This is a genomic window from Nonomuraea sp. NPDC059023 (genome assembly GCF_042740095.1).
Lineage (GTDB): Bacteria > Actinomycetota > Actinomycetes > Streptosporangiales > Streptosporangiaceae > Nonomuraea.
This window is the reverse complement of record NZ_JBHYIO010000001.1, coordinates 222,454-244,799: the sequence shown is the minus strand read 5'-3', so window position 1 is coordinate 244,799 and position 22,346 is coordinate 222,454. Positions and strand designations below refer to the sequence as shown.

18 protein-coding genes are annotated in these 22,346 nt (G+C 71.7%); 5 read left to right on the top strand and 13 right to left on the bottom strand.

From position 1 onward, the window contains the following. Nucleotides 1-25: 25 nt before the first annotated feature. A complete protein-coding gene (locus ACFWYW_RS01085) occupies nt 26-1,651 on the bottom strand; it encodes a TIGR04028 family ABC transporter substrate-binding protein (RefSeq protein ID WP_379608970.1) in 1,626 nt (541 codons plus the stop codon). A gap of 85 nt (nt 1,652-1,736) precedes the next feature. On the opposite strand from ACFWYW_RS01085, the gene ACFWYW_RS01080 reads away from it, so the two are divergent. The 3 genes from ACFWYW_RS01080 (at nt 1,737) to ACFWYW_RS01070 (ending at nt 4,169) form a co-directional block, all read left to right on the top strand. Continuing rightward, entirely contained in the window at nt 1,737-2,690 is a 954-nt protein-coding gene (locus tag ACFWYW_RS01080; RefSeq protein ID WP_379608969.1) for a hydroxyacid dehydrogenase, read from the top strand. A gap of 276 nt (nt 2,691-2,966) precedes the next feature. After that, nucleotides 2,967-3,719: an alpha/beta fold hydrolase gene (locus tag ACFWYW_RS01075; RefSeq protein ID WP_379608968.1), complete on the top strand. Its 753-nt coding sequence runs from the start codon at nt 2,967-2,969 to the stop codon at nt 3,717-3,719. A gap of 45 nt (nt 3,720-3,764) precedes the next feature. Beyond that, a complete protein-coding gene (locus ACFWYW_RS01070; protein WP_379608967.1) occupies nt 3,765-4,169 on the top strand; it encodes an SRPBCC domain-containing protein in 405 nt (134 codons plus the stop codon). Between the two features lie 14 nt (nt 4,170-4,183). On the opposite strand, the gene ACFWYW_RS01065 is transcribed toward ACFWYW_RS01070, so the two are convergent. Continuing rightward, on the bottom strand, nt 4,184-5,431 hold the full coding sequence (locus tag ACFWYW_RS01065; RefSeq protein ID WP_379608966.1) for a hypothetical protein: 1,248 nt from the start codon (nt 5,429-5,431) through the stop codon (nt 4,184-4,186). Between the two features lie 112 nt (nt 5,432-5,543). On the opposite strand from ACFWYW_RS01065, the gene ACFWYW_RS01060 reads away from it, so the two are divergent. Continuing rightward, a complete protein-coding gene (locus tag ACFWYW_RS01060; protein WP_379608965.1) occupies nt 5,544-5,945 on the top strand; it encodes a hypothetical protein in 402 nt (133 codons plus the stop codon). A 30-nt stretch (nt 5,946-5,975) separates the two neighbouring features. Here ACFWYW_RS01060 and ACFWYW_RS01055 read toward each other — a convergent pair whose 3' ends face one another. The 5 genes from ACFWYW_RS01055 to ACFWYW_RS01035 form a co-directional block, all read right to left on the bottom strand. After that, nucleotides 5,976-6,470, bottom strand: coding sequence for a beta-class carbonic anhydrase (locus tag ACFWYW_RS01055; RefSeq protein ID WP_379608964.1), 495 nt, complete (start codon nt 6,468-6,470; stop codon nt 5,976-5,978). 53 nt (nt 6,471-6,523) lie between these two features. Further along, nucleotides 6,524-8,119, bottom strand: coding sequence for an alpha/beta fold hydrolase (locus ACFWYW_RS01050; RefSeq protein WP_379608963.1), 1,596 nt, complete (start codon nt 8,117-8,119; stop codon nt 6,524-6,526). Nucleotides 8,120-8,236: 117 nt separating this feature from the next. Continuing rightward, nucleotides 8,237-9,193 carry an aldo/keto reductase gene (locus tag ACFWYW_RS01045; protein ID WP_379608962.1) on the bottom strand — a complete coding sequence of 319 codons (957 nt, stop codon included), beginning with the start codon at nt 9,191-9,193 and terminating at the stop codon, nt 8,237-8,239. Between the two features lie 34 nt (nt 9,194-9,227). Next, nucleotides 9,228-10,397 carry a serine hydrolase domain-containing protein gene (locus tag ACFWYW_RS01040; RefSeq protein WP_379608961.1) on the bottom strand — a complete coding sequence of 390 codons (1,170 nt, stop codon included), beginning with the start codon at nt 10,395-10,397 and terminating at the stop codon, nt 9,228-9,230. A 115-nt stretch (nt 10,398-10,512) separates the two neighbouring features. Further along, nucleotides 10,513-12,015, bottom strand: a complete 1,503-nt coding sequence (locus ACFWYW_RS01035) for an MFS transporter (protein ID WP_379608960.1) — start codon at nt 12,013-12,015, stop codon at nt 10,513-10,515. 59 nt (nt 12,016-12,074) lie between these two features. Here ACFWYW_RS01035 and ACFWYW_RS01030 point away from each other — a divergent pair, with 59 nt between their 5' ends. Then, nucleotides 12,075-15,116 carry a BTAD domain-containing putative transcriptional regulator gene (locus ACFWYW_RS01030; protein ID WP_379608959.1) on the top strand — a complete coding sequence of 1,014 codons (3,042 nt, stop codon included), beginning with the start codon at nt 12,075-12,077 and terminating at the stop codon, nt 15,114-15,116. Nucleotide 15,117: 1 nt separating this feature from the next. Here ACFWYW_RS01030 and ACFWYW_RS01025 read toward each other — a convergent pair whose 3' ends face one another. The 6 genes from ACFWYW_RS01025 to ACFWYW_RS01000 all read right to left on the bottom strand — a co-directional run bounded on the left by ACFWYW_RS01025 (nt 15,118) and on the right by ACFWYW_RS01000 (nt 22,277). Beyond that, nucleotides 15,118-16,419, bottom strand: coding sequence for an MFS transporter (locus ACFWYW_RS01025; RefSeq protein ID WP_379608958.1), 1,302 nt, complete (start codon nt 16,417-16,419; stop codon nt 15,118-15,120). A 43-nt stretch (nt 16,420-16,462) separates the two neighbouring features. Further along, entirely contained in the window at nt 16,463-17,713 is a 1,251-nt protein-coding gene (locus ACFWYW_RS01020) for an erythromycin esterase family protein (RefSeq protein WP_379608956.1), read from the bottom strand. Between the two features lie 136 nt (nt 17,714-17,849). Continuing rightward, nucleotides 17,850-19,151, bottom strand: a complete 1,302-nt coding sequence (locus ACFWYW_RS01015; RefSeq protein WP_379608955.1) for a mannitol dehydrogenase family protein — start codon at nt 19,149-19,151, stop codon at nt 17,850-17,852. Continuing rightward, nucleotides 19,148-20,356, bottom strand: coding sequence for a D-mannonate dehydratase ManD (gene manD, locus ACFWYW_RS01010; protein WP_379608954.1), 1,209 nt, complete (start codon nt 20,354-20,356; stop codon nt 19,148-19,150). The genes ACFWYW_RS01015 and manD overlap by 4 nt, the downstream gene beginning before the upstream one ends. Beyond that, nucleotides 20,353-21,078 carry a 6-phosphogluconolactonase gene (locus tag ACFWYW_RS01005; protein WP_379608953.1) on the bottom strand — a complete coding sequence of 242 codons (726 nt, stop codon included), beginning with the start codon at nt 21,076-21,078 and terminating at the stop codon, nt 20,353-20,355. The genes manD and ACFWYW_RS01005 overlap by 4 nt, the downstream gene beginning before the upstream one ends. Further along, nucleotides 21,078-22,277, bottom strand: a complete 1,200-nt coding sequence (locus ACFWYW_RS01000; protein WP_379608952.1) for an AGE family epimerase/isomerase — start codon at nt 22,275-22,277, stop codon at nt 21,078-21,080. Before ACFWYW_RS01000 ends, ACFWYW_RS01005 begins: the two co-directional genes overlap by 1 nt. Nucleotides 22,278-22,346 lie beyond the last annotated feature (69 nt).

The following is a 22,346-nucleotide window of genomic DNA, read 5'->3' as shown; positions in this document are numbered from 1 at the left end:
CCCACCCTCTTAGCCAGATATTTCGTCATTTATTGAGCCAGACCGAGTAGAAGCTGGGCCGGGCCACCGCCTCGAAGGCCACCCCCTGGACGTACGGCGCCACGCCGTACACCTGAGGCTCCTCGAACAGCGGGATGGCGTAGCCCTGCTCGATCAGGTACCGCTGGATCTCGCCGACCTTGGCGTTGCGGCGCGCCACGTCGGCCAGCGCGGACTGCTCCTCCAGCAGCGTGTCGAGCTTCTTGTCCGCGGACAGGATCACGTCACGGTTCTTGCTGTGGAACTGGCTCTTGATCACGTCCTGGTCGGCGCGGCCGACCATGCTGTGGGAGACGGCGGTCTTCTCGGCGTCCTTGATGTCCACGGCCATCGTGCCGGCGTCGGCGGGGCGGATCTCCAGCTTGATCCCGAGCTTGGACCATTGCTGGGCGACCAGCTCCAGCGTCTGCTTCGACAGCGGCTGCGGCCCCGCGACGAAGACGCCGAGCTGGAGCTTGACGCCGCCCTTCTCCCGCGTGCCGTCGGCGCCACGCGTCCAGCCCGCCTCGTCGAGCAGCCGGTTGGCCCCGTCGAGGTCGTAGACCAGCTCCTTCGACAGGTCCACGTAGCCCTGGGCCAGGTGGCTGAGCACCGAGGTGGCCCGCGGGTAGTTCTCGGTGAAGAGCGTGTCCACGACCTCCTTGGCGTCCGTGCCCTTCTGCAGCGCCTTGCGGACCTTGACGTCCTTCAGGATGCTGTTGCCCGGACGCAGGTAGAGGCCGTTGTTGACGCCGCGGGTCGGCTCGGCCTTGACGGTGAAGCCGGCCCCCTTGACCGTCTGCTCGTCGTAGGCCTGCACGTAGCGCACGTAGTCGGCCTGCCCCGAGGTCAGCGCGCCGACGCGCACGTTGTCCTCCGGCGTCACGATGATCTTGACGAGGTCGAGGTACGCGCGGCCCTGATGCTCGGAGGACGGCGGCGCCCAGTTGTAGTCCTTGCGGGCCTGGAGGTCGATCTCCTTGTCCACGATCTGCTTGGCCAGCGTGAACGGCCCCGAGCCGATCACGTTCTTGAGCTGGCACTGCTCCTCGTACGGCAGGCCGATCGTCTTCTTCGAGACCAGCCCCGCGCCGATCACCGAGGTGCCCTGCAGGAAGCCGGGCGAGGGCTTGTCGAAGAAGAACTTCACCGTCTTCCGGTCGACGACCTCGGAGCGCTCGTAGTTGTTGACGAACTCGGCCGGGGGCAGCTTCAGCTTCTCGTCGCCCTTGCCGTACACGTCGAAGTTGGCCGCGACCGCGGTGGCGTCGAGCGGGCTGCCGTCGCTGAAGGTCACGCCGTCGCGCAGGTGGAAGGTGTACTCGGTGGCGTCGTCGTTCACCTCCCACTTGGTGGCGATCCACGGCTCGATCTTCAGGGTCGCGGGGTTCTGCCAGGTCAGCTTGTCGGTGATCTGGTTGAGCACGCCGCCGTTCGGATAGAACCCGGCCGCGGGCAGATAGAGGCACGTGGGCGGCTGGTGTTCCAGGTAGGTGAGCGTGCCCCCGTAGACGGGCTCGCCGCCGGCGGCTTTGTCTCCCGCGGCCGATCCGGTGCCGCCTCCACAGGAGCTCAGCAGCCCTACGACGGCGAGCATGGCGACGCTGAAGACCGCAGGTCTGGTTGAGGACATGGAACGACGACCCTTCACTTCTGGGGACTTACGCGACAAAACCCTAATACCTACCAGAAAAGTAGGCAAATATAGGGTCGTCGGTGTGCTGTCCGCGGCCTTCGTGCTTGACCCTCAGGTCTTCCCCGACGTCTACGCACCCGTCCTGGACCGCATCCGCGCCCAGGCAAGCATCGTGTACGGCCCCGCCGCCCACCCCGGCCCCACCCAGGCCGACGTGCTCTGCACCAGCTGGGGCGGCCCCGTGCTCGACCGGGCCCTGCTGGAGTCGATGCCCCGCCTCAAGCTCGTCCTGTACGCCGCCGGATCGGTCCGCGGGATCGTCACCCCGGAGTTCTGGGACCGCGGCATCCCCCTCGTCTCCGCCTACACCGCCAACGCCGTACCCGTCGCCGACTTCACCTACGCGCAGATCGTCTACGCGCTGAAGGGCGGGTGGCGCTACGTCCTGAACGCCCGCGCCGCCAGAGCGCCGCTCCCCCGCACACCCCAGCCCGGCCTGTACGGCTCACGCGTCGGCCTCGTCTCGCTGGGCGCGATCGGCCGGCTGGTCGCGGACCGGCTACGGGCACTGCCCTTGGAAGTGGTGGCCTACGACCCGTCCGCCGCCTACGAGGGTGTGCGGATGGCCGGGCTGGAAGAGGTGTTCGCCACAAGCGACGTGGTCAGCGTGCACACGCCGCTGCTGCCGCAGACGCGCGGGCTGGTCGGCCGGTCGCTGCTGGCCTCCATGAAGCCGGGCGCGACGCTGCTCAACACCGCCAGGGGCGCCGTCCTCGACGAAAGCGCGTTGCTGGAGGTGCTGGCCGGGCGTCCCGACCTGTTCGCCGTCCTGGACGTCACCGACCCCGAGCCGCCCGTCCCGGGATCGCCGCTGTTCACGCTGCCCAACGTGGTGGTGACCCCGCACATCGCGGGCAGCCTCGGGGCCGAGCGCGGTCTGCTGGGCGAGCTCGTGGCGGCCGAACTGGAACGCTTCGCCACCGGCCAGCCGCTCCAGCACACCCTGACCCGAGAAGCCGCAGCCCGCCTCGCCTAACCCACCGGGAAGGCGTGCCGAGAGGCCTTGGGGCGGCGCAAGAGAAGAGGCGGGCGGGCCGACGCACGAAGGGCCATGTCGCCGCGCGGCAAGCCGAGGCGGGCGAGCCAAGGGGCTTGAGGCGGCAGCACGGGGCTTGGGCGGTGGCGCAGGGCTTGGGCTGTGGCGCGGGAAGTCGAGGCGGGCGGGCTGCGGGGGTTGGGGCGGTGGCGTGGGGGTTGAGGGGGTGGGGGAAGGGGCGCGCGAGGGGGCGGTGGGGCGCGCAGACTGGGGGTCATGGAGCTTCCGTGGTCGGAGTCGGGTGCCGGTGAGCCGCTGGTCGTGCTGCGGTGGTTCACGCCCGAGCACTCCGCCAAATCCGCCGCCGGTGAACGACCCGTCCTGACCGCTCTGGGCGAGCGCTTCCGGGTCCACGCCGTGAACCGCGCGCCCGGCATGCCCGAGGGCACCACCATGGCCGACATCGCCGGGCAGCACGCCGAGGCCATCGGTAAGCGGTTCGGCGGGGCGGTGGACGTGCTGGGCATGTCCTCGGGCGGCTCCCTGGCCCTGCAACTGGCCGCCGACCATCCGGAGGTGGTGCGCCGCGTGGTGGTGGCGGGGGCCGCGTACACGCTGCCGCCGCGCACGCGGCTGGCGCAGCGCCGCTACACCGAGGCCGTCGCGGCCGGTCGCCGCGGCGCCCACCACCTGGCTCCGCTGGCCGGAGCCAACCCGCTGACCAGGGCGTTCTTCACGGCGCTCATGTGGCTGGCCGATCCGGCGATCCGTCCTGCCGACCCGCGTGACATGCTGCGCTTCGCCCGTGCGGAGGACTCCTTCGACCTGCGCGACCGGCTGGCGGAGATCGAGGTTCCCGCCCTGGTCGTCGGCGGGGAACGCGATCTGGCCTACACGCCGGAGCTGTTCCGCGAGACCGCGGACGGCCTGCCGTACGGGAAGCTTCTGGTCTATCCCGGAGCCAGTCACCTAGGGACGTTCCGCCACAAACGGTTCGCGGCTGACGTCGCCGGGTTTCTTCCCCCTTAAGCCCGCCGGAAGGGGACCGTAAGCGCGGCGGCGCACCGTGGGGCCATGCAGTACTCCATCGAACGCACGCTCGCCGCCTCCCCCGACCAGGTGTACGCCGCCTGGACCACGCCCGGGTGCTTCGCCCGCTGGTTCGGTCCCCGGATCTTCACCACCCCCGTCGACCGGGTCCTCCTCGACGCGCGCCCCGGCGGCGCGTGGGAGGTCACGCTGGTCGGCGAGCACGGGTTCGAGACCACGCTGGGCGGCGTCTACCACGAGGCCCGCGCCCCCGCCCGGCTCGTCTTCACCTCGGGCGAGGCGGTCGTGACCGTGACGCTGGCGGGCGACGGAGACGGCACCGCGCTGCGCTTCCAGCACCGGGGCGACGGCCAGGAGCACGTCAGGGCGGCCTGGCTGGAGTCCCTGGACCGCCTCGGCGAGCACCTGTCCGGTACGCCGCGCACATGAACCGCGCGCCGCGTTCATGAGCCGCGCGCCAGCAACTGCACCACGCCCAGGAGCAGCAGCGTCGCGACGGTGATCCCGAGCACCACGGCGCCGGTCGGGCGGTCCCAGAAGACGAAGACCAGAGCGGCCAGCGCCACCAGCCCGCCGCGCACCGGTGTGGCGTTGCGGGCCAGCCAGGCGCCGAAGCGGCCGGTGTCCAGCCGGGAACCGGCCACGCCGATGACCCGCTTCAGCGCGGAGCGGGTCCTGACGGCGGTCGCGGACGGGCCGGTGAAGAACGCCGCGGCGGCGATCACCAGGCCCAGGACCAGCACCGTGCGCAGCCCGCCCCTGAGGAAGCGGGCCAGCGTGTCGAACAGGTCCGCGGCCGCCGCCTGGTCCAGCCCGTGCCGGGCGACCGAGCCGAGGTAGGCGGCGCGCCCGGCGGCCAGGGCGGCGGCCAGCGCCAGCATGCCGGCCATCAGCCCGATCCCCACCCCGGCCAGGGCGCGGCGGCGGCTGTTCGCGACGTAGACGCCGAGGGCGAGCAGGATCAGCGCCAGCACCGGCAGTGCCCACTTGAGGGTCATCAGCCAGCCGTACCAGCGCTGCCAGGTGACCAGGTCGGCCGAGTCGAACAGCTCGATCGTGGGGTGCAGTTCGGGGATGGAGGCGGCCAGGCCGAGCCCGGAGGCGACCAGCTTCTGCTTGACCCGGTCGATGATCGGGCCGAGGTCGAGGCTGACGGCGCCGCCGTTCACCTTGAGCAGTTGGCTGCCCTCGCCGGACAGCACCGCGACGAACTGCTTGTGCGCGACCTGGTTGGCCCGCACCCACACGGTCTGGAAGGTGTCGCTCGCGATGACCTGCCCGACCTTGTCGCGTACGAAGCCCTCGACGCCGTCGGCCATCGGCCCGGACAGCCCCTTGAGCTTGTCCCCGACACGCGGCGGCAGCCTGCCGGCGATCTGGCCCACGACCGCCTGGACGTCGAGCGCCTGCATGACCGCGCCGGTGACCCGGTTGGCGGCGGCGTTCTGGATGGCGGGGTCACCGGCCAGCGGCGTCACGTTCTCGACGTACCGGTCGGTGTCGGAGACCTCGTTGGCGGCCCAGAACCCGGCCCCGGCCAGCGGGACGAGCACGCAGCCGAGCGTGATCAGCGCCGCGGAGACGACCGCGCGCCACCTTCCCCCGCCGGTACGGCCCCGCAGCTCGGCGACCTCGGCCCGCAGCCGAGCCAGCTCCGCCCGCACCTCGGCGTCCAGCGGCTCCTCGGACATCGCCACCCCCTCGTTCAGAGAGGAATGCCCGTTCGGCGGCCATCGGGCGGCAAATTCTCGGCCCGCATAGGGCAAGGCCCTGTCGCGCCCCCTCCCACGGGGGCACCTCCAGATGATGAACGCGTATTACACGGAACCCGCCGGCCGCTCCGGCTGGCTCGGATTCGCCGGAATGCTGGGCGTCATCCTCGGCTTCTTCCACGTGATGCAGGGGATCATCGCCTTCTTCCGCCAGGAGTACTACCTGACCTCCGGCGGGCAGCTCCTGGTCCTCGACTACACCACCTGGGGCTGGATCTGGCTGATCCTCGGCCTGGTCCAGGTGGCGGTGGCGCTCGGGATCCTGGCCGGGCAGATCTGGGCCAGGTGGCTGGGCGCCATCTTCGCCGCGCTGGCCATGATCGGCCAGTTCGCCTTTCTCAGCGCGTACCCGATCTACTCGGTGATCAGCATCGCGCTCTGCGTGCTGGTGATCTACGGGCTGATCGCCGCGCCGAGGCAGGCGACGGGCTGAGCGCCGGAGGCGGGCCCCCGGCGCCCGGCGTCAGGCCTTCACCTCGCGCAGCCGGCCGGTCTCCACCTCGTAGACGAAGCCGCGTACCTCATCGCGGTGCGGGATGAAGGGGTCGGCCTTCACGCGCGACACCGACTGGACGACGTCGCCCTCCAGGTCGGAGAACGCCTCCGCGGACCAGTCCGGTTTGATGCCGGTCTCGGCCCTGATGGCCTCCTTGAACGCGTCGTCGGTGAAGGTCAGCATGCCGCAGTCGGTGTGGTGGATGAGGATGATCTCAGTGGTGCCGAGCAACCGCTGGCTGATGGCGAGGCTGCGCCGTTCGTCCGCGGTGATGACGCCACCGGCGTTGCGGATGACGTGCGCGTCGCCCTCCCGCAGGCCGAGCAGGCCGTAGACGTTGAGCCGCGCGTCCATGCAGGCGACGACGGCGACGCCCTTCGCGGGCGGGAGCGGCAGCCTGCCCTTGTCGAACGCGGCGGCGTACCGGTCGGCGTTGGCGAGCAGTTCGTCGGTGACGCTCATCGCACTACCTCCCAGGGGTCGGGCTTCTCAAATTACCCTCATTACCTACACAATCAATAGGGCTTGTTCACCTTGAGCGGCGGGATCTTCGCCAGGCACGAGGTGTCCCCGAGCCGCTCGTCCCGGATGAACCCGCTGACCAGGCCCACGGCGCACCCCGAGGCGTCCATCTCGGCGACGTGCCCGGTGTTCGGCACCGACAGGAACCGCGCCCTGGGGAACTGGGCCGCGCTCAGCCGGCTGTTCTCCGCCGCCGTGTTGTTGTCCAGGTCGCCGGAGAGCACCAGCGTGGGCACGTCGGGCAGCTTGCCACTCAGCGCGTACGGCCGGGCCGTACCCTCCTTCGGCCACCCGATGCACACCTCACCGCCGTCGGGGATGCTGAACGCGTAGCCCTCGCGGCTGAAGGCGCCGAACCCGTGGGGGTCGGCCCGCTTCAGCGCCCGCTCGAACTGCCGCCACCGCTGCCGGACCGGCGCGTCCACCGACCACGGGCGCGTGTAGTCGTTGCAGACCACCGCGATGGTCAGCCCCATGTCCGAGATCTCCTGGTTGGCGATCTCCTGGAAGAGCGTGGTCATCGCGGTGACCAGCGGGCCGGTGTCACCCCTGGCCGCCCGGTGGAGCTGCGCGGGCATCGCGCCGATCAGCGAGACCTCGTCGGGGGAGCCGCCCAGGCCGCCGCTGGCGGCGAACGTGAGGATCTGGGCCAGCACGCTCTCGGTCAGCTTCACCGTCTGAGGCCGTCCCCCGACCGTGATCGTGAGGTCGACCGGCCCGACCCGCAGCATCGCGGCCACCTTGCGCAGATCGCGTACGGCCGCGCCGCCGTCGCAGGCGCCGCTGCGCTCGCAGATCCGGCGCAGGCTGAGCGAGATCGCCCTGGCGCTGGGGGCGCCGAAGGGGTCGAAGGTGACCGGGTAGGCGCCCGACAGGACGATCGAGCGCACGGTGCCCGGGTGGCGTTCGGCGTAGATCGGCATCAGGTAGGTGCCGTAGGAGATGCCGTACAGGACGACCTTGCCGAGGCCGAGCTTGCGCCGGACCGCGTCGAAGTCGTCGGCCGTGGCGGCGGAGGTGTATCCGGCGGCACGCGGACCGAGCGTGGCGCCGCACCTGTCCACGATGCGCCGCTGCTCGGCCCGGTCGGCCCACAGGAAGCCGTCGGTGCCGCAGACGAGCGCGCCGGAGTAGCCGGTGCCGCGCGGGTCGATCAGCAGGAGGTCGTGGTCGGCGCTCAGGGAGCCGAGCAGCGAGGAGTACCAGCCGGCCAGGACGACGGGCGCGCCGCCCGGCCCGCCCGGGTTGACCATGACGGTGTTCTTGGCGGGGGCGGCCTCGTTCTCGCGGCGCACCAGCGCGTAGGCCACCTCGACGGTGCCCAGCTCCGGTTTGCCGGCGACCAGCGGGCGCTGCTCGGTGCCGCACTCCACCCGCCGGCCCGGCACCGGAGGACACCAGGGCGGCGCGCCGGGCTCGGGGGTGTGCGGGGCCTTGGACGCGGTGTCCAGGCCGGACGGCAAGGGGAAGGGCACCGGCGCGAACGGGTGCGGCCGGGCCTGCTGCGTACTCGGTACAGGGGGCGGCGGTGTGGGGACGATCGGCGACAACCCCACGGCCGCCGCTAAAACCACGGAAATCAACGACATACGGCAAGCCTGGTGGAGCGGCGATCAACCCACCACCGCCGTAAGACCCATCCCCCTAGCGCGGCCGCCTCCTCCTCAGGTGCCGGTACCGCGGCGCGACATCCTCCCTGAGAGCCGTCACGCGTGCCCGCTCACAGCGTGCGGCCGGTAGGGCGCCTCCAGCGCGGCGACCTCGTCCGCGCTCAGCGAGACGTCGACCGCGGCGATCGCGTCCTCCAGCTGGGCGAGCTTGGTCGTGCCGACGATGGGCGCGGTGACGCCCGGCCGGCCGAGCAGCCACGCGAGCGCGACCCTGGCCGGGGGCAGGCCCTTCGCCCCGGCCACCGACCTGACCACGTCGACCACGGCCAGGTCGCCGTCGTCGTACAGCTCGCCGGCGTAGGCGTCGCTGCCCGAGCGGACCGTCTCGCCGGAGCGGGCCAGCAGGCCGCGCGCCAGCGGGCTCCACGGGATGACGCCCACGCCCTGGTCGAGGCAGAGAGGCAGCATCTCGCGCTCCTCCTCGCGGTAGACGAGGTTGTAGTGGTTCTGCATGGAGACGAACCTCGTCCAGCCGTTGCGCTCGGCGACGTGCTGGGCCTTGGCGAACTGCCAGGCGTACATGCTGGAGGCGCCGAGGTAGCGGGCTCTGCCCGACCTGACCACGTCGTGCAGCGCCTCCATCGTCTCCTCGATGGGCGTGTCGGGGTCCCAGCGGTGGATCTGGTAGAGGTCCACGTGGTCCACGCCGAGCCGGTCGAGTGAGGCGTCGATCGCGGCGAGCACGTGCTTGCGCGACAGCCCGCGGTCGTTGGCTCCCTGGCCCATGGGGAAGTAGACCTTGGTGGCCAGCACGTAGTCGTCGCGCTTGGCGAAGGTCTTCCTCAGCAGCGTGCCGGTGATCTCCTCGCTGGCGCCGGCCGAGTACATGTCGGCGGTGTCGAAGAAGGTGATCCCCGCCTCGGCCGCGCGCCGGACGATCGGCTCCGCCGCGTCCTCGCCGAGCTGCCAGGCCCGCGAGTGGCCGAAGCTCATCATGCCCAGGCACACACGCGAGACCTTCAGTCCCGATGACCCCAGCCGGGTGTACTCCATGCCAACCCCTCCACGCTCGATCAGGCCATTCACGTTACCCGGCGATCGCCTCGCGCTCCCGGTCGATGATCTGCTGGAGCTCGCGCAGGTCGTAGTTGCAGAGCACGGCGGCCGTCCACTCGGTGTCGAGGTAGATGCTCCAGCTGGTCGAGCCGCCGGCGATGCCGCCGCCGTGCGTGATGATGCGCTGGTTGTTGAAGATGGCGGCGATCGCGCCGTAGGCGTGGAAGCCCTCCCCGCGGCGCGGGTCGGGCGCTCCCATGGACGGCCCGGAGATCTTCGGGCTCAGCCACATCTCGGTGTAGGCGCGGTTGAGCAGCTTGTGGTTCTTCAGCGCCCAGGCGAAGCGCAGCAGGTCGGAGGCCGAGGCGAAGGCGTTGCCGCCACCGGCTCCGATGAAGCCGCGCGCCGAGTTCGTCCCCCTGACGCCGAGGGTGCCGCCCTTGTCGAGGTTGCGGACGCCGTCGATGCGGGAGCCGTCCTCCTGCAGCATGTACGGGTGCGCGATGCGCTCGTCGGTCAGCCATTGGGGCGTGGTGTAGTACGCCGAGCGCCGCATGCCCGCGGGCCGGAAGACGTGCTCGCGCATGTACTCGTGGAACGGCATGCCGGAGACCGCGGCCACGATCTCGCCGAGGACGTTGTAGCCGGTGCTCGCGTACTCCTTCTTGGTGCCGGGGACGAAGCGCAGCTTCTGCTCGCGTGCCTGCTTGGCGAGCTCGGCTTCGGCCTCGGCGATGCTGTTGAGGATCTTGTCGCCGCCGGGGCTGTTGGTCGGGTCGGTCATGCCGCCGGTGTGGGTGAGCATCTGGTGCACGGTGACGGCGCCGACGTCGGCGGGGAAGCCGTCCAGGTAGGTGCTGAGCTTCTCGTGGAACCTCAGCCTGCCCTGCTGGGCCAGCTGGACGATCGCCAGGCCGGTGAACGGCTTGGACGCCGACGCGAGGGCGTAGATCGTGTCGGGGCCGTTGGGGATCTTCCTTTCCTTGTCCGCCATGCCGTACGCGCGGGACAGCACCACGCGGCCGCGGTGGGCCACCAGCACGGTCCCCGAGAACCGGTCCTGGTCAGCCAGGTCCCGGATGTGGTCGTCGAAGGCCTCCAGCGAGCGGCCGGTGGCGGCCGGTTCCCGGCCGGTGCTCGCCATCAGCGGCGCAGCGCCCAGCAGGCCCAGGACGGAGCGCCGCGAAGGGTCGTCGGTCAAGGCAGTTCTCCTTGTTCGTCACGGATGGGTGCCGCCGATACCACTGGAGCGCCTGCTAACTCCACGTAAGAGCGCCCCGCCGGTCGAGGTCCGGCGGGGCGCTCCGATCGGGGGTTCAGGCGGCCACCTGCTCGGCCAGCGCCACCGGCCGCTCGGCGCGCCCGGCGCGGGCGCGCAGGACCGCCACCGTCAGGACGGCCAGGCCCAGGAAGAGCGCCGCGCCCACCCCGACCACCGCGTGCAGCCCCGAGGTGTACGCCGCGCGGGCGGCGGCCAGCAGCGCCGGGTCGCCCAGCGTCTCGGCCACGGCCCCGGCCAGCGTGTCCGCCTTCACCTCGGCGGGAAGGCCGGCGCGGAAGACGGCGGCGGCCAGGCTGCCCAGCGCCGCGACGCCCACCGCGACACCGAACTCGCCGCTGGTCTCGGAGATCGAGGCGGCGGACCCGGCCTTCTCCGGCGGGGCGGCGGCCATCATGATGCCGTTGCCCAGGCCCATCGGCAGCGCGATGCCCGCCTGGGCCAGCACCAGCCCGGCGACCAGGACCGGAACGCCGCTCGTCGCGTCGGCGACGGTCATCAGCGCCATGCCGGCCGCGCCGAGCGCCAGGCCACCGGCCATCACGTACGCCGGCTGGACGCGCCGGGCCAGCATGGGCCCCGCGGACAGAGCGACGATCATGACCAGGCTCGGCGGGATCATCCACAGCCCGGCGGCCAGCGGGGACAGGCCGGCGACCGACTGCAGGAACGTGGTGACGGTCAGCGTGACCCCGGCCATGACGACGCCGCCGAGCATCAGGATGGTCAGGGAGGCGGCGAAGGCGCGGTTGCCGAACAGGCGCAGGTCGAGCAGCGGGTCGGCCAGGCGGCGCTGGCGGCGGACGAACAGCGCGCCCATGGCCAGACCGGCGGCGACGGCCACGAGGGCCGGCGGCTGCCAGCCGTTCCTGGTGATCTCCTTCAGGCCGTAGATGGCGGGCAGGATCGCGCCCAGCGACAGGGCGACGCTGGCCAGGTCGAGGCGGCCGGCCGTGGCGTCACGGTACTCGGGCAGCAGCAGCGGACCGGCGATCAGCACGACGGCCATGAACGGCACGCCCAGCAGAAAGGCCGAGCCCCACCAGAAGTGCTGCAGCAGCAGCCCGCCCACGAGCGGCCCGGCGGCCATGCCCACCATGAAGCAGCTGAACCAGATCCCGATCGCGGCGCCCATCTGCTTGGGGTCGCGGAAGATGTTGCGGATCAGGGCCATCGAGGAGGGCATCAGCGTGGCTCCCGCGATCCCCAGCAGGGCCCGGGTCACGACCAGCATCTCGGCGCTGGAGGAGAACGCCGCCGCGACGGACACCAGGCCGAAGGCGGCCGAGCCGATGAGCAGCAGCTTGCGGCGGCCGACGCGGTCGCCGAGCGTGCCCATGGTCACCAGGAAGCCGGCCAGCATGAAGGAGTAGATGTCCATGATCCACAGCTGCTGCGGGGCGCTGGCGCCCAGCTCGGAGCTGAGGTGTGGCAGCGCGAGGTACAGGACGCTGACGTCGATGGAGAGCAGCAGGGCGATCGAGCTGAGGACGCCGAGTGCGATCCAGTCGCGCTTGCCGGCGGTCGAGGTCGTGTTCATGGCTCCACAGTGGCCGGACCCGCTTCTGGTCTCCTTTCCAGCGCCTTAAGGTGCTTCGTATGCGTTTTGGAGTGCTGGGACCGCTGACCGTCTGGACGGACGCCGGAGAGGTCGTCTCGATTCCGGGGTTGAAGGTGCGTGCCCTGCTCGCGGACCTGCTGGCCCACGACGGCCGGGTGGTGTCCACGGACCGGCTCGTGGACGACCTGTGGGGCGACGACGCGCCGGCCAACCCGGCCGCCGCGCTGCAGGTGCGGGTCTCCCAGTTGCGCAAGGCGCTGGAGGACGCCGAGCCCGGCGGCAAGAACCTGATCGTCTCGCGGGCGCCCGGCTACCAGTTGCGGGTCTCGCCGGAGGCCGTGGACGCGCTGCGCTTCGCCGCGCTGGCCGGAGAAGGCCGGCTGGCCGAGGCGCTGGAGCTGTGGCGCGGCTCGCCGTACGCCGACTTCTCCGACATGGAGTTCACGCGCGCGCCGATCACGAAGCTGGAGGAACAGCGGCTGACCGCCGTGGAAGAGCTCGCGGAGGTACGGCTGGCCGCCGGCGAGCCGGTCGACGTGGCCGAACTGGTGGCCGAGCACCCGCTGCGCGAGCGGCTGCGTGCCGTTCACATGACCGCCCTGTACCGGGCGGGACGGCAGAGCGACGCGCTGGCCACCTACGGCGAGCTGCGCGAACGCCTGGCCGACGAGCTGGGCCTCGACCCGTCCCCCGAGCTGGCCGACCTGCAGGCGCGCATCCTGCGCCAGGACCCCGGCCTCAGCGGCCAGGAGCGGCGCCCGGTCACCAACCTGCCCGCCACCGTCGACGACCTCATCGGCCGCGACCGGGCCGTGGCCGAGGTACGCGAGCTGCTCGGCACGAGCCGCCTGGTCACGCTCACCGGCTCCGGCGGCGTCGGCAAGACCCGCCTGTCCATCGCCACGGCCGCCCAGCTGACCGGCGCGTACCCGGACGGCGCGTGGCTGGTGGAGCTGGCCGCCCACGACCGCGACACCGCCTCGCTGGCCGACGCCGTGCTGGCCGCGCTGGACATCCGCGACAGCGCCGGGCCGGGCGACGCGCTCGACCGGCTGGCCGACACGTTGCGCGCGCGGCGCATGCTGCTCGTCCTGGACAACTGCGAACACGTCATCGACCAGGCGGCGAAGCTGGCCGAGTCGCTGCTGCGGGCCGCGCCGGGGTTGCGGATCCTGGCGACCAGCCGGGAGCCGCTGAGCGTGGCCGGCGAGACGCTGTGGAGTGTGCCGCCGCTGGGGCTGCCCGAGGAGGAGGGGCTCGACGCGGTGGCGGCCTCCGACGCGGTACGCCTGTTCATGGCCAGGGCCACGGCGTCGGCGCGCGGGTTCGTGCTCGACGAGTCCACGGCGGCGGCCGTCGCGCAGCTGTGCCGGCGCCTCGACGGGCTGCCGCTGGCGCTGGAGCTGGCGGCCACCCGGGTGCGTTCGCTCGGCATCCACGAACTGGTGTCGCGGCTGGACGACCGGTTCCGGGTGCTGTCCGGGTGGCAGCGCGGGGTCTCCGACCGGCAGCAGACGCTCATGGGAATGATCGACTGGAGCTGGACCCTGCTCACCGACGACGAGCGGGTGGTGCTGCGGCGGCTGGCCGTACACGCGGACGGGTGCACGCTGGAGGCGGCCGAGGTCCTGTGCGGCGACGGCGGGCTCGACGTGATGGAGCTGCTCGCGCGGCTGGTCGACCGGTCGCTGGTGACCGTGGTGGAGGGGCCGTCCGGGGTGCGGTACCGGCTGCTGGAGTCGGTCGCGGCCTACTGCCGCCGCCGTCTGGACGACGCCGGGGAGACCGATCGGGTACGGCGGGCGTACGTGGCCTACTACACCTCGCTCGCCGAGCGGGCGGAGGGGCACCTGCGCGGCGCCGAGCAGGTGCGCTGGATGCGCGATCTGGACTCCGAGGCCGCGAACCTGCGCAGCGCCCTCGACTCCGCGCCGGCCCCTGAGGCGTTGCGGCTGGTGAACGCGCTGTCCTGGCACTGGTACCTGCGCGGCCGCCTGCACGAGGCCCTCCGCTCCCTCGACGTCGCGCTGAACGCCCCCGGCCTGCCGGACGGGGCCGAGGTGGAGAAGGCGCGGGCCTGGCGGGCCGGGTTCGCGTTGCTGCTGGGCGAGAACGTGGACTGGGAGGCGGCGCTGGAGATCGCCGACCCGGCCGTGCGGGCGCGGGCGGAGCTGTTCGTGCAGTACGGGGTGACCGACATGCCGACCGCGACCGCCGTGGTGGACCGGGCGCTGGCGGCCTGCCGCGAGCTCGGCGACCGGTGGGGCGTCGCGGTGGCGCTGAGCCGGCAGTCCCGCGACGCCTTCACCCTGCGCGAACTGGACAAGCTCGACCGGGTCGGCCACGAGAGCCGGCGGCTGTTCACCGAGCTCGGTGACCGGTGGGGTGTCCTGCAGGCCAATGAGTGGCTGGGCGGTCTGGAGGAGATTCGCGGCGACTACGACGCGGCCGTCCGGATCTTCACCGACGACGCCGAAGTGGCCGAGGAGCTGGGCCTGTGGCCGGACAAGGTACGCCGCCTGTCGTGGCTGGGCTGGATCGCCACCTACCTGCGCGACTACGACCGCGGGATCGAGACCTGCCTGGAGGCGCTCCGCCTGGCCGACGGCCAGGGCTACAAGGAGGGGACGATCTTCGCCAGGCTGGGCCTGTGCATCGCGGCCCGGCACTCGGGACGGCTGGAGCTGGCCGAGGAGCACATCGCCGTCCTGCTGCGTGGCGTGCCGCGCGGCCCGGACGTCGATCCCCAGTTGTTCATCCCGACCGTCCTGAACGAGCTCGGCCATGTCCGGCGCGAGCAGGGCAGGGAGCCGGAGGCCCGCGAGCTGTTCCGGGAGTCGCTGGTGGCCTCCAGGAAGATCGGCGACCCGCGGACGATCGCGGGCACGATGGAGGCGCTGGCCACGGTGGCCGAGCCGGAGGAGGCCGCCCGCCTGCTGGGCACGGCCGCCGCCAGCCGTACCGCGCACAGCACCCCGGCCTCCCCTGACGAGATCGACGACATCGCCCGCGCGACGGACCGGGCCAAGGCCGCCCTGGGCGAGGCGGCCTTCGCCGCCGCCTACACGAGCACCCTGTGAGTCAGGGGCGGAGACGTTCTTCGTGGGCGGTGCCGCGGAGGGTCAGGAGGGCGGCGGTGCTGATCAGGCAGGTGGCCATCACGTAGTAGGCGGGGATGTCGGCGTCGCCGGTGTTCTTGATGAGCTGGGTGATGATGAGTCCAGCCGAGCCGGAGAACACCGCGTTCGACAGCGAGTAGGCCAGGCCCAGGCCGGTGTAGCGGACGTTGGTGGGGAACATCTCGGCGAGCATCGCCGGCCCCGGCCCCGCCATCAGGCCGACCACGGCTCCGGCCACGAAGACGGCGGCGGCTTTCAGGGTCAGGGAGCCGCCGGGGTCCTGGAGGACGTTCAGGAGAGGCAGCGCCAGGACGACGATGAGGGCGGCGCCGGTGGTCATGACGACGCGCCGGCCGTAGCGGTCGCTGAGGATCCCGGCCGGGATGATGGCCAGCGCGAACCCCAGGTTGGCCACGACGGTGGCGATGAGCGCCTGCTGGAAGGTGGCGTTGAGGGTGGTCTGCAGGTACGACGGCATGACGACGAGGAAGGTGTACCCGGCCGCCGACCAGCCCATGAGGCGGGCGATGCCGAGCAGGATGGCGCGCGCGGTCTCGCCCGCGGTGGGCTTCACGCTCGTCTCGCGGTTGGTGAACGACGGCGTCTCCTCCAGCCGCAGCCGCAACCACAGGGCCAGCCCGCCGAGCGGGACGGCGAGCAGGAACGGGATGCGCCAGCCCCACGCCTTGAGGTCGGCCTCGGTCAGCAGGGTGGCCATGACGGCCGCCGCCCCCGCCCCGCCGAGCAGCCCGAGCGCCACGGTGAACGACTGCCACGACCCGTACAGGCCGCGCTTGCGGTCGGGCGCGAACTCGGTCATCAGCGATACGGCCCCGCCGAACTCACCGCCCGCGGACAGCCCTTGCAGAATCCGGACGAGCGTCAGCAGCCAGGGAGCCGCGGCGCCGATCGTGTCGTAGGTGGGCAGGACGCCGATCAGCGCGGTCGCGGCCGACATGAGCAGGACGACGAGGATGAGCAGCGGGCGGCGGCCGATCCGGTCCCCCAGGCGGCCGAAGACGGCGGCGCCGAGTGGCCGGAAGAAGAACGCCAGGGCGAACGAGGCATAGGTCTTGACCAGGGCTTCGAGGTCGCTCGCCCCGGCGGGGGCGAAGAAGTTCGCCGCGATGATCGTGGCGAAGTATCCGTAGACCCCGAACTCATACCACTCGATGAAATTTCCGACTGATCCGGCCACGAGTGCCCGGCGGGACCGTGCCGTGGCCACGCCCGTCGTGCCGGTTCCATCCGCCATACCCGTCATGCGCGAAAAGCTTCACGCACTGCCCGCATCGTGTCAATAAGCTTCAGCCCAGCATGCGGAGCGGGGTGACAGCCTGCCGGTGCACGATCACGTCGAACCACTGGGTGATCGCGCCGCCGTACATGTAGTAGTCGTAGGGGCGTTTGGGGTCGTAGTTGGCGATGCCCCGCATCTTCTTGGGCCGGTTGAGCTGAGGTGGCGTCTTGACCCGCAGGTCGACGGCGAACTGGGAGATCCCGGCGTCGCCGAACGGGCGGTCTGCCCAGGAGCGGGGCGGGCGGGGGATGCGGACCGGCTTGCCGCCGACCTTCAGGGTGCCGTGGTCGAAGGTGAAGCCGATGGACAGGTACCGCGGGCCGTACCAGCGGCGCAGGTGTGAACCCGCGCTGGCGAAGCGACGCTCGGGGGCGGGCGGCAGCGACAGGCGCAGGTCAGGGGCGTTGGCGGTGTGGGCGCTCGCGGCCCAGTAGGCGACCTTGTCGCCGGAGAAGCGCTGCCACCAGCGCAGGTTGCGCGAGGCCTGCTGGTCGCGGTAGCCGGTGTCGGCCCCGCGGTCCAGGTACTCGAAGAACGAGACGATCTGGCGGGCGTTGTGCAGGGCCAGCGCCTGCGCGCGGGAGTCCGGCAGCGCCTTGACCACGTCGTAGGCGGCACGGGCGTGGGCGATGTACGGCTTCATGTCCCGGCCGCTCTCGAACAGCTCGCGCAGGTACTTGCCGACGTCGTCGGAGGGCGGGCGGATCTCCGCCAGATGCGCCCTGACCGACTCGAGCTTGGCGGGAGCGGCCTTCGCCACGTGCCGGATCACCGCGTCGTACGCGGCGGGGCGGGTGGCGTAGAACTCCACGCCGACGAAACGCACCTTGTCGGCGTGCTTGGCGTTGTAGGCGCGCAGCCAGCGCAGCACGTCCCTGATCTCCTCGGCCTGCCACGTCGTGGTCATCTGCTTCACCACCGCGTCCAGGTCGCCCTTCCCGGTGACGACGTAGCGGTCGACGAGCTGCCCGGTGGTCCAGTCCTCCTCCCACGCGATCGTGCGGAACCCGCGCTTCTCCACCAGGTACCGCAGGAGCCGGTGCTTGAGCAGCGCCTCCTCGCGCGCCCCGTGCGTCGACTCGCCCAGCCCCACGACCTTGGCGTTTCCGACCATCCTGGCCAGCGGCGCGAGGTCGTCCAGCGGCGCCGCCGGGTCGATCGTGGCCAGCGGGACGGCGTGTTCCTTCACCCAGTCGACGACCGGTCCCGTGGTGAGCGAGAACGCGGTGGCGGCGGCGAGGGCGGCGTGCGTGATCATCTGGGATCTCCTTCGCGATCGGCTACGCCCCTACCGTCCTGCGGGACGCCGTCCGCCGCGTCCGCCGCGCGGCCCCCGCGCCGCTACCCCAGCCGGTGTAGCGCCGCGGGCCGGTCTCCTCCCGGGAGCGGAGACCTTAAGGCACGCTGAGGTACGCGCGCACGGTCGCCACCGTCCCCTCGGCCATGATCCGCTCCAGCGCCTCGGTCACCAGCTCACGGAACCCCGCGTGCTCCGGCAGATCCTCGCCGAACACCTCCCTGACCGCCAGGAGCCGCCCCGCCACCCGCGCCGCGTCACCGGTGACCCTGAGCCGTCCCGCCAGCGGGTCGTCCACGGCGGCAGCCGTACTCACGTGTGCCATCCACCCCGCCACGACCAGCGCGATCCACCGCGGCTCGCGCCCGGCGGCGAGCAGCTCGCGGGCCGGATCGAGCAGCCGCTGCGGCAGTTTCTGCGAGCCGTCCGCGGCGATCTGCGCGGTGCGGTGCCGCAGCTCGGGGTTGGCGAACCGCTCCAGCAGCGACGCCTTGTACGCGCCCAGGTCCACGCCGTCAAGCTCCCCCAGGGTCGGCGTCACCTCGTCCATGAGGCGCACGAGCGCCGGACGAAGCTCGCCGAGCGCCTGCGCGACGTGCTCGCGCGCGCTGAGGTAGGCGAGCGCGGAGTGGCTGCCGTTCAGCAGCCGCAACTTCATCACCTCGTACGGCCCCGCCCGAGCCACCAGCAACGCCCCCGCCTTCTCCCAAGCGGGCCGCCCGGCGGCGAAGTCGTCCTCGATCACCCACTGCAGGAACGGCTCGGCGACCACCGCGCCCCGATCCTCCAGCCCCAGCCGGGCCGCCGCCTCGGCCAGATCGGCGGGCGTGCTCGCGGGCACGATCCGGTCCACCATCGTGCAGGGGAAGCGGACCTGCTCGCCGATCCAGCCGAGCAGCCACGGCTCCGCCGCCGCCCTGACCAGGTTGGCCAGCCTGGCCCCGTTTGAGGGCAGGTTGTCGCAGCTCAGCACCGTGATCGGCCCCGCGTCCGCGGCGGCTCTGGCCCGCAGGCCGCGCACCAGCCGGTCGACGGCGGGCCCCGCGCGGTATCCCTTCTCGGTGATCGTCACCGTGACCACCTGGGTGCCCGGCGCGGCCAGCCGGTCGGTGAGCAGGTCGTCGCCGGGCCGTAGCACCTCGGTGACCGCGCCGACGACGCGCAGGTCGCCGCCGGCGCGCACGCTGTAGAGGCCGTCCTGCGGGCCGAGCTGCTCGGCCACGGCGGGACCGCGCATGGTGGCGCCGCAGATCCCCCACCGGTCGTCACCGGTGGCCGCCATCGCCTCCTCGGTGAAGACGGCCTGGTGCGCGCGGGCGAAGGCGCCGATCCCGAGATGCACGATCCCCGTCGCGCCCGGCCGGAAAGCCCCCTCGTACGAGGTACGGCTGAGCCTCACCAATGGTGCATGCTCCCGTCAAGCAGCCGGTTGACCGGCAGGTAGGCCGGGTCGTACGGGTAGCGCGCGGCGAGCTTCTCGTCGATCTCCACCCCGAGCCCCGGCTCCTCACCCGGATGCAGGTAACCGTCGGCGAAGCGGTAGCCGTGCGGGAAGACCTCGTCGGTCAGCTCGGTGTGGCGCATGTACTCCTGGATGCCGAAGTTCGGCACCGCCAGGTCCACGTGCAGCGCGGCCGACATGCACACCGGCGACAGGTCGGTGGCGCCGTGCGAGCCGGTCCTGACGTGGTAGAGGGCGGCCAGGTCGAAGATGCGGCGCAGATGAGTGATGCCGCCCGCGTGCACGACCGTGGCCCGGATGTAGTCGATGAGCTGCTCGGTGATGAGCTGCTGACAGTCCCAGATCGAGTTGAACACCTCGCCCACCGCGATCGGCGTCGTGGTGTGCTGCCTGATGAGCCGGAAGCCCTCCTGCAACTCGGCCGGGACCGGGTCCTCGATCCAGAACGGCGCGTACTCCTCCAGGCTCGCGCCCAGCCTGGCCGCCTCGATCGGGGTCAGCCGGTGATGAACGTCGTGGAGCAGGTGAAGGTCGGGGCCGAAGCGCTCACGCACGGCGGCGAACAGCTCCGGGACCATGCGCAGGTACCGCTCGCTCGACCAGGTCGCCTCCACCGGCCGTCTGGCGGCGGCGGGCTCGTAGAACATCTTGTCCTGGCTGACGCCGTAGGTGACGGGAAGACCGGGGACGCCGCACTGCACGCGCACCGCCTTGTAGCCGAGCTCGGTGTAGCGGGCCACCTCGTCCAGGACTTCCGGGACAGTCTCGCCGTTGGCGTGGCCGTACACCGTGACGCCCTCGCGGGAACGGCCGCCGAGCAGCTGGTACACCGGGAGCCCGGCCACCTTGCCCTTGATGTCCCAGAGGGCGGTGTCGACGGCGGCGATCGCCGTCATCGTGACCGGGCCGCGCCGCCAGTAGGCGCCCCGGTAGAGGTAGTTCCAGGTGTCCTCGATGCGGGCGGGGTCGCGGCCGATGAGCAGCGGGGCCACGTGGTCGCGCAGGTAGGAGGCGACCGCCAGCTCGCGGCCGTTGAGCGTGGCGTCACCGAGACCGGTCACCCCGTCGTCCGTGGTGATCTTCAGGGTGACGAAGTTGCGGCCCGGGCAGGTGACGATGACCCGCGCGTCGACGATCTTCATCCGTGTGCCTCCTGGTCGGCGAAGAGCGTACAGCGGGGGTGGGTGCGCAGGGCGGAGGCCGGGCAGGCGGTGGTGAGCGGGCCGTGCAGGGCGGCCTGGAGCGCGGCCTTCTTGCGCGCGCCCGGGACCGTGACCACCAGGCGGCGCGCCGCCAGCAGGGCGGGGACCGTCAGCGTGACCGCGCGGCGCGGCACCTCGCCCAGGGTGGCGAAGCAGCCGTCGCTCACCTGCTGCCTGCGGCACGGCTCGTCCAGTTCGACCACCTTCACGGCGAGCGGGTCGGCGAAGTCGGCGACGGGCGGATCGTTGAAGGCCAGGTGGCCGTTGTCGCCGATGCCGAGGAAGGCCAGGTCGAGCGGGGCCCGCGCGAGCAGTGCGGCGTAGCGCTCCGCCGCGGCGGCCGGGTCGGCGCCCGGCACGATCTCGTGCACGGCCCCGGGCCCGACGGCTCCCCAGATCTCCTCCCGCAAAAAGGCCGCGAAGCGCTGGGGCGCGTCCGCCGGCAGATCCACATACTCATCCAGATGGAACGCCACCACCCGCGACCAGTCGATGCCAGGGGCGGCACGCAGGCCGGCGAGCATCTCGCGCTGTGACGGCGCCGCCGCGAAGGCCACCCGCGCCTCGTCCTGTGCCGCCAGGACCTCGCGCAAGGCCTCGGCGGCCGCCCGAGCCGCCGCCGCGCCGGTGGCCGCACGGTCGGCGTGGACGCTGATCCGCATCAGCCCTCCCCCAGTTCGACGATCTGCATGAGATTCCTGGCGATGTGATACGGATCTTTGACGGGCAGCGCCACCACCTCGTCAAGCGGCCGCCCGTCCCGGTCACGGATCTGCACCCACTCCTCCCCGTCATCACGCCCGGGAAAGGTGTCCAGCGTGTAACCCCAGACCTCCCCGAACCACCTTTCCGCCGATTTATCGCCATATTTCACGGCGGCGAGGCGGGTGCTGTAGGCGGCCTCCGTATGCACCCACCACAACTTCGTCGTCCACGTCCTGAGAATCAGTTCCTCGTACGCCCCGCCGCCCCGCCGGCCCGTCACGTCGGTGTAGTGCAGCAGCCCGCCCCGCTCCACGTCCCAGCCGGTGGCGCAGAGCTTGGAGATGCTGTCCAGCACCTGCCCGTCCGCCCGGTGATCCCCGAGCAGTTCCCCGGCCTCCAGCACCATCCAGGCGCCTTCCAGGGCGTGGCCGGGGTTCCGATGCCTGGCCAGGACGGTGTCACGCTGCCCGGGATCACCGACCAGGACCTCGGCGAACAACCCGGTCTCCTCCCGATGCGCCATCACCCCCCGCAAGGCACCGGCCAACTCCCCCTTCAACCCCGCCGCCTCTCCCCCGGTGCGCTCGTGGGCGCGGACCTGGTCGAGGCGGGCGTTGAGCAGGATCATGCGGGCGCCGAAGCCCGAGTGGCCCGGTGGCAGTGGGTAGGGCGGGGTTGGTGGGTCGCCGTTGGTGATGTCGTCGGAGACTCTGGTGAGGATGGGGTCCACCACGTCCAGCCACTCGGGCGAGCCGGTCTGTCTTGACAGCTCGGACAGGCCCATAGCCACGAAGCAGTCGGCGTAGATGCTGCGTTCGGACGGTTTCTCGGTGCCCGTCTCGTCCAGGAGGTAGGCGCAGGTGCCGCCGGGCCGTACCGCGTGATCGACCAGGAAGCGGGCGCCGCGTTCGGCGTGGGACAGAAGTTCGGCGGGGTCCAGGGCGAGCAGGCCGCGCTCGGCGAGGCGGGCCGCGCGCGCCAGCAACCACACGAAGCGGCCCTGTGACCACGTGTACTTGTCGGTCGACAGCCGCGTCCTGCCGCGGTTGTCGAAGCAGGTGTAGTAGCCGCCGTTGACCTTGTCGATGCCGTTGGCCAGCCAGAACGGGAAGATGACGTCCTCGAGTTGCCGTCGTGCCGCGTGTTCCGGCCCCATGCTGCCCCTAGGATCGTGAAATGAAAGCGATTGCATGGATTCTGTCTTCGCTAGAGTTACCCGTCAAGA